This window comes from Microbacterium martis (assembly GCF_047246685.1).
GTDB lineage: Bacteria > Actinomycetota > Actinomycetes > Actinomycetales > Microbacteriaceae > Microbacterium.
The window spans coordinates 19,367-32,100 of the sequence record NZ_JBFOKT010000003.1 but is presented as its reverse complement, the minus strand read 5'-3'; the positions used below and the strand labels follow the sequence as shown (position 1 = coordinate 32,100).

Below are 12,734 nucleotides of genomic sequence, written 5' to 3'. Positions count from 1 at the left end.
GGTCGTCAGACCGACTTGCCGACCTTGAGCATGTAGCCGAAGCCGCGCTTGGTCTGGATCAGCGCCTCATCGGTGTGCGGGTCGATCTTGCGCCGCAGGTACGAGATGTAGCTCTCCACGATGCCGGCGTCGCCGTTGAAGTCGTACTCCCACACGTGGTCGAGGATCTGCGCCTTCGACAGCACGCGGTTGGGGTTCAGCATGAGGTAGCGCAGGAGCTTGAACTCGGTGGGGCTGAGCTCGATCGGCACCTTCCCCACGTGCACGTCGTGCGTGTCCTGGTCCATCGACAGCTCGCCTGCCCGGATGACCGACTCCTCGTCGGCCTGCATCGTCCGGCGGAGGATGGCCTGTGCGCGGGCGACGATCTCGTCGAGGCTGAACGGCTTGGTGACGTAGTCGTCGCCGCCGGCGTTGAGACCTTCGATCTTGTCCTCGGTGCCGTCCTTGGCGGTCAGGAACAGGATGGGGGCGGTGAAGCCGGCGCCGCGAAGGCGCTTGGTGACGCTGAACCCGTTCATGTCGGGGAGCATGACGTCGAGGATGATCAGATCGGGCTCCTCCTCGAGCACCGCGGAGATCGTGGCGGCGCCGTTGGCCACGGTCTTCACCTGGAACCCGGCGAAGCTGAGACCCGTCGAGAGCAGGTCGCGAATGTTGGGCTCGTCGTCGACGACCAGGATGCGCGCATCAGTCATGTCCCCATTATGGTGACTCCGGCCATGGGGATGCTGACTATTGTGCGGAGCGGCGCGAGCGGGATCCTCCCGTGGTCGGATGCGCCGCACAGGCGCGGACGGCAGGATCGAGGGATGAGCACGATCGAGGACGCCACCACCGCCCCCGCATCCGTCACCGCCGGTCACGCGCCGTCGGGCGCCGAACGGACCGCGTATCACCGTCTCGCGCGCCTGCGGCCGCGGTATCGCTGGTGGACGGTCCTTCTGACGGGGCTCCTCGGCATCGCCTTCTATCTGGTCGTCCTGCTCCTGCTCATCGTGCCCGTGGTGATCGGCTCGATGCTGAACACGGAATGGGGCGTCGAACTCTCGGTGCTGCTGTCGACGATGCAGTTCTTCGACCTCGACCGACCGTGGCTGCTCGTCGCGCTGGTGCTGCCGCTGATCCTGATGATCCCGCCGCTCCTCCTCGCCTCCCGGATCGTGCAGGGCCGGGGCGTCGGACTCCTGTCGTCGGTCGTCGGCCGGCTGCGCCTCGCGTGGCTCGGCAAGACGCTCCTGCTCGCGCTCGCCGTCTTCGCCGCCTATTTCGCGGCGCTGCTGGGGTGGTCGGCGGTGACGGGAGACGCTGTCGTGCCGGACTTCTCCCACCCGGGCCTCGGCGTGATGGTGCTGCTCGTGCTCCTGCTGATCCCGTTCCAGGCGGCGGCGGAGGAGTACGTCTTCCGCGGCTACCTGATGCAGCTCGTCGGCGGCTGGCTGCGGCATCCGGCTTTCGCCATCCTGCTGCCGGTGCCGCTGTTCGTGCTCGGCCACGGGTACGACGTGTGGGGAGCGGCGAGCGTCGGCGTCTTCGCGGTGGTCGCCGGATGGCTCACCTGGCGTACCGGCGGTCTCGAGGCGGCCATCGCGCTGCACATCGTCAACAACGTCCTCATCTTCCTGTTCGGCTCGGTCGGGCTCGTCGACGCCAACGCCACCTCCGGCGGTACGGTCGATCTGGTCGCCTCGACCGCGGCGATGGTCGTCTTCGCGCTCCTCGCCGATCGGTGGGCGCGAAGGCTGGGGGTGGTGCGGACGGCGCCGCCCCGCATCGCGTCTGCGCGTCACGGCGGCGCTCGAGGCACGCACAGCCTGCCGCCGACGCTGCACGGCTGAGCGGTCCGGGGCGTCGCGCGTCAGGCCGCGATCGCGTCGGCGTCCATGATGGTGTAGCTGTAGCCCTGCTCGGCGAGGAAGCGCTGGCGGTTCTGCGCGTAGTCTTGATCGATCGTGTCGCGGGCGACCAGCGTGTAGAAGCTCGCCGTGTGACCGGACTGCTTCGGGCGCAGGAGTCGTCCGAGGCGCTGCGCCTCCTCCTGCCGCGATCCGAAGGAGCCGGAGACCTGGATCGCAACGGACGCCTCGGGGAGGTCGATCGAGAAGTTGGCCACCTTCGACACCACGAGCAGCGAGATCTCGCCCTCGCGGAAGGCGCGGTACAGCTCCTCGCGCTCGTCGACCGGGGTGGCCCCGGTGATCTGCGGCGCACCGAGCGCCTCTGACAGCGACTCCAACTGATCGAGATACTGCCCGATGACGAGGATGCGTTCGCCCTCGTGCTTCTCGATCAGCTCGCGGACCGCCTGGACCTTCGCCGGTGCGGAGGCGGCGAGGCGGTAGCGCTCGTCGTCGGTGGCCGCCGCGTACTCGAGGCGGTCGCCGGGGGGCAGGTCCACGCGCACTTCGTAGCAGACGGCGGGGGAGATGAACCCCTGCGCCTCGATCTGCTTCCAGGGGGCGTCGAACCGCTTCGGGCCGATCAGGCTGAACACGTCGCCCTCGCGGCCGTCCTCGCGCACGAGGGTCGCGGTCAGTCCGATGCGCCGCCGCGCCTGCAGGTCGGCGGTCAGCTTGAAGACCGGGGCGGGCAGCAGGTGCACCTCGTCGTAGACGATGAGGCCCCAGTCGAGGGCGTCGAGCAGCGCGAGATGGGCGTACTCGCCCTTCCGCTTGGCGGTCAGGATCTGGTACGTCGCGATCGTGACCGGCTTGACCTCTTTCGCCTGCCCCGAGTACTCGCCGATCTCCTCGGGCGTCAGGCTGGTGCGCTTGAGCAGCTCGTCGCGCCACTGCCGCGCCGACACCGTGTTCGTCACGAGGATGAGCGTCGTCGTCTTGGTCGCCGCCATCGCGCCGGCTCCGACGATGGTCTTGCCCGCGCCGCAGGGCAGCACGACCACGCCCGATCCGTCTTTGGCGAACGCGTCGACCGCGTCCTGCTGGTACGGGCGGATCTGCCAGCCGTCCTCGGCGAGCTCGATCTCGTGCGGAGTGCCGGGGGTGTACCCGGCGAGATCCTCGGCGGGCCATCCGATCTTCAGCAGCTCCTGCTTGATCTGGCCTCGCGCCCACGCGTCGACGACGTAGGTCTCGGCGTTCGGATGCCCGATGAGCAGCGGCTGGATGCGCTTGTTGTTCGCGACCTGGGTGAGCACGGCCGGATCGGACGACCGCAGCAGGAGCAGTCCTTCGTGGTCGCGCTCGATCACGAGACGGCCGTAGCGGCCGACGGTCTCGCGCAGGTCGACGGCGACCGACGGCGGCACGGGGAAGCGCGACCAGCGGTCGAGGGTCTCGAGCATGTCGTCGGCGGTGTGCCCGGCGGCGCGGGCGTTCCACAGACCCAGCCGCGTGATGCGATACGTGTGGATGTGCTCGGGGGCGCGCTCCAGCTCGGCGAAGATCGCGAGCTCGTGCCGGGCGCTCTCGGCGTCGGCATGGGCCACTTCGAGCAGCACGGTGCGATCGCTCTGGACGATCAGGGGGCCATCAGACATAGCTGACCAGTTTACCGGGCGCGGGGCACGTCGAGCTCAGGGCGCGTCGAGCTCAGGGCGCGTCGAGCTCAGGGCGCGTCGAGCTCAGGGTGCGACGATCGAGGCGGAGCGGATGCTCGACACGGGGAGCGTGCGCTCGACGTCGGCGGCGCGGTCCCGCCCGCGGAGTCTTCCTCCGCCGATCCCCGTGGCCTCGAGCACGAGCTCTCGGGTCGACCCGTCGGGCATGCCGACCGTGACGCGCAGCACAGCCCTGGCCCGGACGGCGGCCTCGAGCTCGCGATCGAGCCACGCGGCGTCGGCATCCGGCCCCTGATGCGAGCGGAGGCGCGCGATGAGCGCCGAGAGGTCCGCACCGCCTTCGGCTGCCGGCGACGGCGCAGCGGGATGCCGTTCCCGTACCGGCACCGCACCGTCGGCACCCACGAGCGTCGCCGGGTAACGGGCGTCGACGAGCGCCCAGTACACCGTCTCCCTGCTCACACGCGTGGTCAGCGAGTAGACATGGGCGGTCAGACCCAGGGGGCGGAGCGACTGATCGACCGCCATCGTCTGGAGCAGGTGGAGGTCGGTGCTCTCGATCCGGGTGCGGCCGGTCTCGTCGTCGGTCGAGATCCGCACCAGACCGTGCCGCTGCGCCGTCTGCGACACGAGGTAGCCGAGCGGCTGCGGGATGCCGGTCAGCGAGATGCCGCTCAGAAACTCCAGGATCGACTCCTCGGTCTCGCCGGCGATGAAGGCGTGCGCGACCGACTCCGGTGTGAAGCGGTAGGACGAGGCCTGAGCGGCCGACTCGCGGGTCGCGATGTCGCGCAGTCGCACGTCAAGGGCCGGCTGCAGCGGTCCGGGAGCGATGGCGGTGAGATCGTTCTGCAGGAAGATCCGGTCGACCTCCGCCGGGAGCAGCCGGGCGAGGGGAGTCGGGTCGGCGACGTCGCCCCGGCGCAGACCGGCCGTCCACTCCGGCTCGCTGCCGTCTTCGGCGATCAGCCCCAGGAGTCGTGCCTCTTCGCGCAGCGCCGCGCTCTCGTCCGGCCACGACGGGTCCCACGGGTGCGCGTGCGGCCAGGCCGGAATCGGGATCCATCCGCCGTTCGTGGTCCGGAGCCCGGACGGGAGCGTGTCGCGGAACGACGTCGCCAGCACTCTCCATCGATCGGCGACCGACGATCGCAGCCAGTCGTCGGCCGACGACGACGCGCGCAGACGGCGGTCGACGGCGGCGGCGAGCCCGGCGTGCACAGCGATGTCGAGAAGGGAGTCGACGATCTCGGTTGGCATGCCGGTCTCGGCGAGCCGGCGCTTCTCGCCTGCGCTCACCGCACCCCCTGACAGCAGGGCGAACGGGCTCTCCCGGGCGATGAGCAGCAGATCGGCGAGGACGGCCACCGTGGTGAAGGCGCGTTCGGCGGCGTGCGCCGCCGCCGGCTCGGACGCGGGGACCGGATCCGGAACGACGGCGGCGTCGGGCGTCGTGCGTCCCTCCAGCAGGGGCAGCACCGGGGGGTAGGGCGACCCGTCGGGGCGCAGCAGCGCGAGAGCGGTCAGCGCTGCGCGCTGCTCTCCGGCATCCTCTCCGGCGGCCGCGCGGAGCAGCGCCGCGGCCTCGTCGGCTGTGAGATCGGGGAGGACGCGGGCGAGCGAGGTGCTGTCGAGGAGCGATTCGGCCGCGTCGAAGAAGTCGTCCCATCCGACGTCGGGCCGGACCCGTCGCGACCGGAGGAGGTGACTCAGCTCATCGTCGCTCGCCGCGGCGAGCCAGTCGGCAAGCGGTCGTGCATGGGTGCTCATCGGCGGTGCCTCAGGAACGCGAAGCCGCGCGGCCCTTCCGGATGAAGCTCATGATCAGGAGCGTGATGATCATCACGAAGGCGAGCGGGAGGCCCCAGAACGGGATCGCCGCGACCACGGGCCACAGACCCTCCCCGAAGGCGGCTTGATCCATGCCGACGGCGGTGCCGATGATGATGGCGAAGAAGCACACGACGGATGCCGCGGCGATTCCGAGCGCGGTGAACGCGAGAAGGCGATCCAGCCGGCGGACGGGAAGCTCCGGTTCGGAGTTCTGCGTGCTCATCCGCCTCAGCCTACTCGCACGGACCCCTCCGTCCGCTCGTCTGCCGACCGGTAGGCTGGAGAGGTCGACGCGCTCGTGCGTCGATCGTTCTGCATACCGATCAGCGAGGTTCTCCCATGCCCACCGGCAAGGTCAGGTTCTACGACGAAGACAAGGGTTTCGGCTTCATCGCCAGCGATGACGGCCAGGATGTCTTCCTGCATGCCTCGGCGATGCCGGCGGGCGCGACGGTGAAGGCGGGTGCGCGCGTGGAGTTCGGTGTCGCCGACGGAAAGCGCGGGCTGCAGGCGCTCTCGGTCCGGGTGCTCGAGGCCCCGCCCAGCCTCTCGAAGGCCAAGCGCAAGCCGGCCGACGACATGGCGATCATCGTCGAAGATCTCGTGAAGCTGCTCGACGGCATCGGCGGAGACCTGCGCCGCGGTCGCTACCCCTCGTCCGGTCATGGTCGCAAGATCGCGGCCGTCCTGCGCAAGGTCGCCGATGACCTCGAAGCCTGACGCTCCCGACGAGCGTCTCCTCGACACGCACGACCTCGCGCTCGATGCGCTGCGCGAGATCACGCCCGCCGCGTCGATCGGTCCGGCGGCCGGCTACCTGCTCGAAGACGACGGGTCGGTGTCGCTGCGCTTCGAGAATCGGCTCCCGGGGTACCCGGGCTGGTACTGGACCGTCACGGTCGCCCGCGTCGACGACGAGGAGCCCACCGTGCTGGAGGTGGAGCTGCTCCCCGGAGACGGAGCGCTCCTCGCGCCCGAATGGGTTCCGTGGGCCGAGCGTCTCGCCGAGTACCGCGCGCATCAGGCGGAACTCGCCGAGCAGGCGGCCGCGGCGACGGACGGGACCGGCTCCGACGAGTCGGACGACGCCGAGATCGATGGCGACCTCGACGATGACGACGACGACCTCGACGACGACGATCTCGACGACGATGACGACCTCGATGACGACGAGGACGGCCTCGACGACGACGAGGACGACGATGATCGAGCGTCGACGATCCTCCACGCGGGAGATGTCGACGGTGTCGACATCGACGAACTCGATGTGACGGCGGACGACGAGGAGGAGTGATCCGGCTCAGGCGCCGGTGTTCTCCAGCACGTAGTCGAGCGAGCGGATGAGCTGACGCACGTCGTCGGGCTCGATCGAGACGAAGGTCGCCACGCGCAGCTGGTTCCTGCCGAGCTTGCGGTAGGGCTCCGTGTCGACGATGCCGTTCGCGCGAAGGGTCTTGGCCACCGCCGCCGCATCGATGCTCTCGTCGAAGTCGATCGTGACCACGACGGGCGAGCGGTCCGCGGCAGCGGCGACGAAGGGCGTCGCGACGCTCGAGGCCTCGGCCCAGTCGTACAGCAGGCCGGACGACTCGGCCGTGCGACCCGATGCCCAGGCGAGCCCGCCGTTGTCGAGGATCCAGCGCAGCTGAGTGTCGAGCAGATGCAGAGTGGTCAACGCCGGCGTGTTGAGCGTCTGGTTGAGACGGGAGTTGTCGACGGCGTTCTTGAGGCTGAGGAACTCCGGGATGTACCGATCGGATGCCGCGATCCGCTCGATCCGTTCGATCGCGGCGGGCGAGACGGCGGCGAACCAGAGCCCTCCGTCCGATCCGAGGTTCTTCTGTGGGGCGAAGTAGTAGACGTCCGCCTGCGCGAGATCGACGTCGATGCCGCCGGCGGCGCTCGTCGCATCGATGACCGTCAGCGCACCGGCGGCGCGCACGCGGTCCACGGGGGCGGCGACGCCCGTGGACGTCTCGTTGTGCGGCCAGGCGTAGACGTCGACGCCGTCGACGACCTCGGCGGCGATGCGGGAGCCGGGCTCCGCCTTGCGGACGTCCGGGGCTTCGAGCCACGGAGCCGCCGCCGCGGCCGCGAACTTGCCTCCGAACTCCCCGAACACGAGGTTCTGGCTGCGGCGCTCGATGAGCCCGAAGGCCGCGGCATCCCAGAACGCGGTGGAACCGCCGTTCCCGAGCAGGATCTCGTACCCCTCGGGAATCCGGAACAGGGCGGCGAACTGCTCGCGGACGCTCCCGACGAGGTTCTTCACCGGGGCCTGACGGTGCGAGGTGCCGAGGATGCTCGCGCCCGCAGTGACCAGGGCCTCGAGCTGCGCGCCGCGCACCTTCGAGGGGCCGCAGCCGAAGCGGCCGTCGGTGGGCAGGAGGTCACGGGGAATCTCGATCGCCATGCGTCGATTCTAGGGGGCCTTCGAGGGGCCGCCCCGACAGGTCGAGGGTCCGATGTCCGCCCGGGAATGTAGGCTTGCCTAAGAACCTCGGAAGGCCTGCACATGACCGATCTGATCGACACCACGGAGATGTATCTCCGCACCATCCTCGAGCTCGAGGAGGAGAACATCGTGCCGCTGCGCGCGCGCATCTCCGAGCGCCTCGGCCACTCCGGGCCGACGGTCTCGCAGACCGTGGGTCGCATGGAGCGCGACGGTCTGGTCGTCGTCTCGGAAGACCGCACGCTCGAGCTGACCGATGCCGGTCGCCGCAAGGCCGTCGACGTGATGCGCAAGCACCGCCTCGCCGAGCGCCTCCTCTCCGATGTGATCGGGCTGGACTGGGCGTTCGTCCATGAGGAGGCCTGCCGCTGGGAGCACGTGATGAGCGAGCAGGTGGAGCGCCGTCTCGTCGAGCTGCTGGGGCACCCCACCGAGTCGCCGTACGGCAACCCCATCCCGGGCCTCGACCAGCTCGGCGACCTGCCCGCGCGCACCTTCGACGAGGGCGTCATCGGACTCGTGCAGAAGCTCAACGCCGCCGGCGAGCCCATCGACGGAACCGTCCGGCGTCTCGCCGAGCCCGCCCAGGTCGACCCCGAGCTCCTCGAGCAGCTGCGCGAGGCGGGGGTCATGCCGGGCGCGCGCGGAGACTTCCGGTTCAACGAGGGCTACGTCCTCATCCAGATGGAGGGCAGGGAAGACGGACTCGAGCTTCCGGTCGAGCTCGCGTCGCACATCTTCCTGGTGGGCGAGCCGGCCTGATCGCCTCTCCGGGGATTGTCAGGTTCTCAGGGTGACATGATCGTTATCTTCCGGTAACCTCGGTCAGGTCGTCAGCGAAGAAGCCCGCTGACGGTGACCCGCGAAGATCGCCTTCCAGGCTCGTCGTCTTCACGGCAGGAACGCACAAAGTACCCCGAGCTACATTCGTGCCCGAAAGCAGAGTGCCGACGAGCCAGCGCTACCCGAAAGCGCGGAGGGCCAGGAGGACCAGTTTTGGCCGCAGACATCGAACCGCCCGCGAAGACATCTGAAGACCGAGTACCCGCCCGCCGCACCGGCGCTCGGGTGAGTGCTCGAAAGGCCGTCAAGCCTCTCCGGTCCGTCGTCATCTTCGGGGCCGTCGGTGCTCTGGTCGCCGCCGTCGCCCTCCCCGCCTACGCGGCGTCGAAGCCGGCCGAGGCCTCCGCCACGATCCAGCAGCTCGCCGCGGTCGACGCGCAGTCGCTCGTCGTCGCCTCCCAGGCGACCGCCGCTCCGCTCAGCCGAGGCACCTTCACGGCGACCACGCCGGAGGAGATCGAGAAGAAGAAGGCCGAGGCGGCAGCAGCAGCCCGGGCCGCGGCCGCCGCGACGGCGTCCGCCGGCCGCTTCAACACCGCCGGTTACGCACTCGTCGCCCCCGGGTCGGGCGAGGTGCGCTACCCGCTTCCCGGTGGCTCGTACAACCAGGGACGCAGCATCGGCGGCGGTCACAACGGCGTCGACATGCTCGCTCCGGCCGGCACCCCCATCTACGCCGCGGCCGCCGGGGTCGTCCGCGCATCGGCCGACAGCATCGGCGGCTACGGTGTGTGCGTGATGATCGACAGCGTCGTGGGCGGGGCTCGGGTGCAGACGACCTACGGCCACATGATCTACGGCTCGCGTCAGGTCGCCGCCGGTCAGACGGTGGCGGCGGGCCAGCTCATCGGCTACGTCGGCAGCACGGGTCGGTCGACCGCCAACCACCTGCACTTCGAGGTGTGGATCAACGGCGGACTCGTCGAGCCCTATGCCTGGCTCGGAGCGAACGCCGGCTGATCCCGGACACGCCCTCCGTCGTTCACCCCCCGTTTCGCCCGGCATGCAGCGGGATGGGTTAGCCTGATCCCGTTGTCGTACCGGCGGGAGAGGCTGATGGAGCGAATATCGAGCGTCCGAACCATGGATGCCCTCGATCGTCACGTCCTTCTGCATACCGCGCGGGGATGCCACGGCTCTGCCGTGTGCGAAAGGCGCTGTCTCTAGACAGCGCCTTTTCTCATTCCTGCGAGGCTCTGCCGCCCGTCCGACCTCAGGTGAGTCGAGAGTGCCGGGAAGCCGTCCCGGCGGATCGAGAGGATGACGGATGCGCACACTGGTTCTGAACGCCGGCTACGAGCCGCTCGCGATCGTGTCGTTCAAACGAGCGCTCGTGCTCGTCATGAACGACAAGGCCACCGTGATCGAACGCGTGGAGGACGACCCCGTCTGGGGGAGCCACGGCGTCTACGATCGCCCGGCCGTGATCATCCTCTCCCGCTACGTGCGCGTGCCCTCGAGCAGACGCGTCCCGGTCACCCGGCGCGGCGTGCTGCGACGCGACAACCACCGATGCGGATACTGCGGGAAAGCCGCCTCCACCATCGATCATGTGCTGCCGCGTTCGCGGGGCGGGGCCGACTCGTGGGAGAACCTGGTGGCCTGCTGCCTGCGGTGCAACAACATCAAGAGCGACCGCACGCCTCAGGAGATGCGGTGGCAGCTGCGCTTCACCCCGCGCCCTCCGCACGGGACCGCATGGACGGTGCGCGGGACCGAGCGCAGCGATCCCCGGTGGGAGCCGTACCTCGCACTGGCGGCGTGAACGGTGCCCTCGACAGGATTCGAACCTGCGACCTGCCCTTTAGGAGAGGGCTGCTCTATCCTGCTGAGCTACGAGGGCGCCCGACCAGTCTAGGCGACGGTCGCGTCAGTCCTCGCCGCGCCGCCACAGCTTCGATGGCCACCAGATGGCTCTGCCGATGTCGTAGGCGAGTGCCGGAACCAGCAGCGAGCGCACCACGAAGGTGTCGAGCAGCACGCCGAACGCGACGATGAAGGCGAGCTGAACGAGGAACAGGATGGGGATGACCGACAGCGCCGCGAAGGTCGCCGCGAGCACGAGGCCGGCCGACGTGATCACCCCGCCCGTGATCGAGAGGCCGCGGAGCACGCCCTCGCGAGTGCCGTGCGCCTGCGACTCCTCGCGGACCCGCGTCATCAGGAAGATGTTGTAGTCGATGCCCAGCGCCACCAGGAAGACGAAGCCGAACAGCGGCACGGCGGGGTCGGCTCCGGGGAACGCGAAGACGCCGTTGAAGACGACGGCGGACACCCCCATCGCCGTCGCGAACGACAACACGGTGGTGAGGATCAGCAGGACCGGCGCCAGGATCGAACGCAGCAGCAGCATCAGGATGACCAGGATCACCGCGAGGATCACCGGGATGATGAGCGTGCGGTCATGGAGGGAGGCGTCGTCGGTGTCGATCGCGGTCGCCGTGACCCCGCCGACGAGGGCATCCACGCTCCGGAGCTCTGCGCGCAGTTCGCGCACCGTCGACGCCGCGGCATCCGAGTCGGCGGCGTCGGTCAGGGTCGCCTGCAGCAGAACCCGGCCGTCGACCGTCGTCGGATCGGGTGCCGGTGTGCCGGGCGGGCCCACGGCCGTGATCCCGTCGGCTGTGACGATCGCCGTGCCGGTGGGAGAGTCGGCGGCGGTCACCGTGACGCCGTCGACGCCGTCGTTCGCGAGCAGCACGTCGGCGGCGTCCTGCAGGCGGTCCTCATCGACCACGACGTACGCGGGGCTTCCCGATCCGCCGGGGAAGTGCTCGCCCAGCGCCGCCTGTCCGTCACGGGCGTCGGACACGCCGAGCACCAGGTCGGACTGCGCGACCCCGACCGCGTTCAGCTGGGTGACCCCGGCCGCGCCGCAGAGCAGGACGAGCGTGGTGACGATCCAGATCACGCGCGGACGTCGGGTGATCAGGCCGGCGAGACGCGCCCACAGTCCGGTCGTGCGCATGCCGTGCTCGGCCTCGACGGTCTCGGGCTCGAATCTCGGGCGTCGCGGCCAGAAGACCGCTCTCCCGAACAGCAGCAGCAGTGCCGGAAGCAGCGTGAGAGCCGCCAGCATCGCGAACGCGATGCCGATGGCCGCGACCGGACCGAGTGTGCTGTTCGACTTCAGGTCGCTGAGCAGCAGGCACAGCAGGCCCGCGATGACCGTGCCGCCAGAGGCCACGATCGGCTCGAACGAGCCCTTCCACGCCGCGAGCACCGCCGCGCCCTTGTCCTGCGCCACGCGCAGCTCTTCGCGGAAGCGGGCGACGAGCAGGAGCGCGTAGTCGGTCGCGGCGCCGATGACCAGGATGAACAGGATGCCCTGCGTCTGACCGCTGAGCAGCAGGATCTCGAACTTCGCCAGCCACCAGACGACCAGCAGGGCGACGCACAGCGCGAAGAGGCTCGTGGACAGCACCACCAGCGGCAGCAGGAACGACCGGTACACCAGCACGAGGATGATGAGCACGGCCAGCAGCGCGACGCCGAGCAGCAGTCCGTCGATGCCCGCGAAGCCGGCGACGAGATCGGCGCTGAAACCGGCCGGCCCCGTGATGTGCACCGTCACGCCATCGGGGACCGCTGCCCGCAGATCGGCCCTGAGCGCCGTGACGGTGTCGGCGAGCTCGGCATCGCTCTCGATGGGGATGAAGGCCTGGACGGCTCGTCCGTCTTCCGACGGCAGCGCGGGCGACACGTCGTCGCCGATCCCTTCGAGCGACGGCGTGTCGGCGACGGCATCCGAGATGGCGGTGGTCTCAGCCTTGTCCAGCTCGGTCTCGGAGGTGAAGACGACGATCGCCGGGATCGCCTCGCTGTCGCTGAAATCGCCCAACAGCTGCTGCACCCGGGTCGCGTCCGCGGATTCGGGCAGGTAGGTGGTCTGGTCGTTTGACGACACCTCGTCGACCTTGCCGAACAGCGGACCGCCGAACGACGCGCCGGCCAGCCACACGAGGATCAGCGCGACCGGGATCAGCACGCGCCCCCAGGAGTGCCGTCGTCGACGCTCGCGGGTCGGCGGAGTCGGCGCAGCGGGCGCGGGATCGGGAAGGGACATCGAGATCCTTTCGGGCG

General features: G+C 69.7%; 12 protein-coding genes and 1 tRNA gene. 6 read left to right on the top strand and 7 right to left on the bottom strand.

The genetic code is table 11. The features are described from left to right. Positions 1 to 5 precede the first annotated feature (5 nt). Positions 6 to 698, bottom strand: coding sequence for a response regulator transcription factor (locus AB3M90_RS13705; protein ID WP_412952814.1), 693 nt, complete (start codon positions 696 to 698; stop codon positions 6 to 8). Between the two features lie 114 nt (positions 699 to 812). Between AB3M90_RS13705 and AB3M90_RS13700 the strand changes: the two genes are divergently transcribed. Beyond that, complete coding sequence (locus AB3M90_RS13700) at positions 813 to 1,838, top strand: CPBP family intramembrane glutamic endopeptidase (RefSeq protein ID WP_412952812.1); 1,026 nt, start codon at positions 813 to 815, stop codon at positions 1,836 to 1,838. Positions 1,839 to 1,858: 20 nt separating this feature from the next. Here AB3M90_RS13700 and AB3M90_RS13695 read toward each other — a convergent pair whose 3' ends face one another. The 3 genes from AB3M90_RS13695 to AB3M90_RS13685 form a co-directional block, all read right to left on the bottom strand. Further along, a complete protein-coding gene (locus AB3M90_RS13695; RefSeq protein WP_412952810.1) occupies positions 1,859 to 3,499 on the bottom strand; it encodes a DNA repair helicase XPB in 1,641 nt (546 codons plus the stop codon). 84 nt (positions 3,500 to 3,583) lie between these two features. Next, on the bottom strand, positions 3,584 to 5,290 hold the full coding sequence (locus AB3M90_RS13690; RefSeq protein ID WP_412952807.1) for a helicase-associated domain-containing protein: 1,707 nt from the start codon (positions 5,288 to 5,290) through the stop codon (positions 3,584 to 3,586). A 10-nt stretch (positions 5,291 to 5,300) separates the two neighbouring features. Further along, positions 5,301 to 5,576: a multidrug ABC transporter ATPase gene (locus tag AB3M90_RS13685; RefSeq protein ID WP_412952804.1), complete on the bottom strand. Its 276-nt coding sequence runs from the start codon at positions 5,574 to 5,576 to the stop codon at positions 5,301 to 5,303. 116 nt (positions 5,577 to 5,692) lie between these two features. Here AB3M90_RS13685 and AB3M90_RS13680 point away from each other — a divergent pair, with 116 nt between their 5' ends. Both AB3M90_RS13680 and AB3M90_RS13675 read left to right on the top strand, forming a co-directional pair. Continuing rightward, a complete protein-coding gene (locus AB3M90_RS13680) occupies positions 5,693 to 6,073 on the top strand; it encodes a cold-shock protein (RefSeq protein WP_412952801.1) in 381 nt (126 codons plus the stop codon). Next, on the top strand, positions 6,057 to 6,647 hold the full coding sequence (locus AB3M90_RS13675) for a DUF3027 domain-containing protein (protein WP_412952798.1): 591 nt from the start codon (positions 6,057 to 6,059) through the stop codon (positions 6,645 to 6,647). Before AB3M90_RS13680 ends, AB3M90_RS13675 begins: the two co-directional genes overlap by 17 nt. 6 nt (positions 6,648 to 6,653) lie before the next feature. Here AB3M90_RS13675 and serC read toward each other — a convergent pair whose 3' ends face one another. After that, positions 6,654 to 7,766, bottom strand: coding sequence for a phosphoserine transaminase (serC, locus tag AB3M90_RS13670; RefSeq protein WP_412952795.1), 1,113 nt, complete (start codon positions 7,764 to 7,766; stop codon positions 6,654 to 6,656). Between the two features lie 102 nt (positions 7,767 to 7,868). On the opposite strand from serC, the gene AB3M90_RS13665 reads away from it, so the two are divergent. The 3 genes from AB3M90_RS13665 to AB3M90_RS13655 all read left to right on the top strand — a co-directional run bounded on the left by AB3M90_RS13665 (position 7,869) and on the right by AB3M90_RS13655 (position 10,416). Next, positions 7,869 to 8,570 (top strand): iron-dependent transcriptional repressor DtxR, encoded by a 702-nt coding sequence (locus tag AB3M90_RS13665; protein WP_412952793.1) that lies wholly within the window; start codon positions 7,869 to 7,871, stop codon positions 8,568 to 8,570. 306 nt (positions 8,571 to 8,876) lie between these two features. Further along, a complete protein-coding gene (locus AB3M90_RS13660; protein ID WP_412952790.1) occupies positions 8,877 to 9,611 on the top strand; it encodes a M23 family metallopeptidase in 735 nt (244 codons plus the stop codon). A 307-nt stretch (positions 9,612 to 9,918) separates the two neighbouring features. Then, the gene (locus tag AB3M90_RS13655; protein ID WP_412952788.1) at positions 9,919 to 10,416 is read left to right on the top strand and encodes an HNH endonuclease; all 498 of its coding nucleotides are present in this window, start codon (positions 9,919 to 9,921) and stop codon (positions 10,414 to 10,416) included. A 4-nt stretch (positions 10,417 to 10,420) separates the two neighbouring features. On the opposite strand, the gene AB3M90_RS13650 is transcribed toward AB3M90_RS13655, so the two are convergent. Together AB3M90_RS13650 and AB3M90_RS13645 are read right to left on the bottom strand one after the other, a co-directional pair. Next, positions 10,421 to 10,494: transfer RNA gene (locus AB3M90_RS13650), tRNA-Arg, on the bottom strand. A 27-nt stretch (positions 10,495 to 10,521) separates the two neighbouring features. Continuing rightward, complete coding sequence (locus AB3M90_RS13645; RefSeq protein ID WP_412952785.1) at positions 10,522 to 12,717, bottom strand: MMPL family transporter; 2,196 nt, start codon at positions 12,715 to 12,717, stop codon at positions 10,522 to 10,524. Positions 12,718 to 12,734 lie beyond the last annotated feature (17 nt).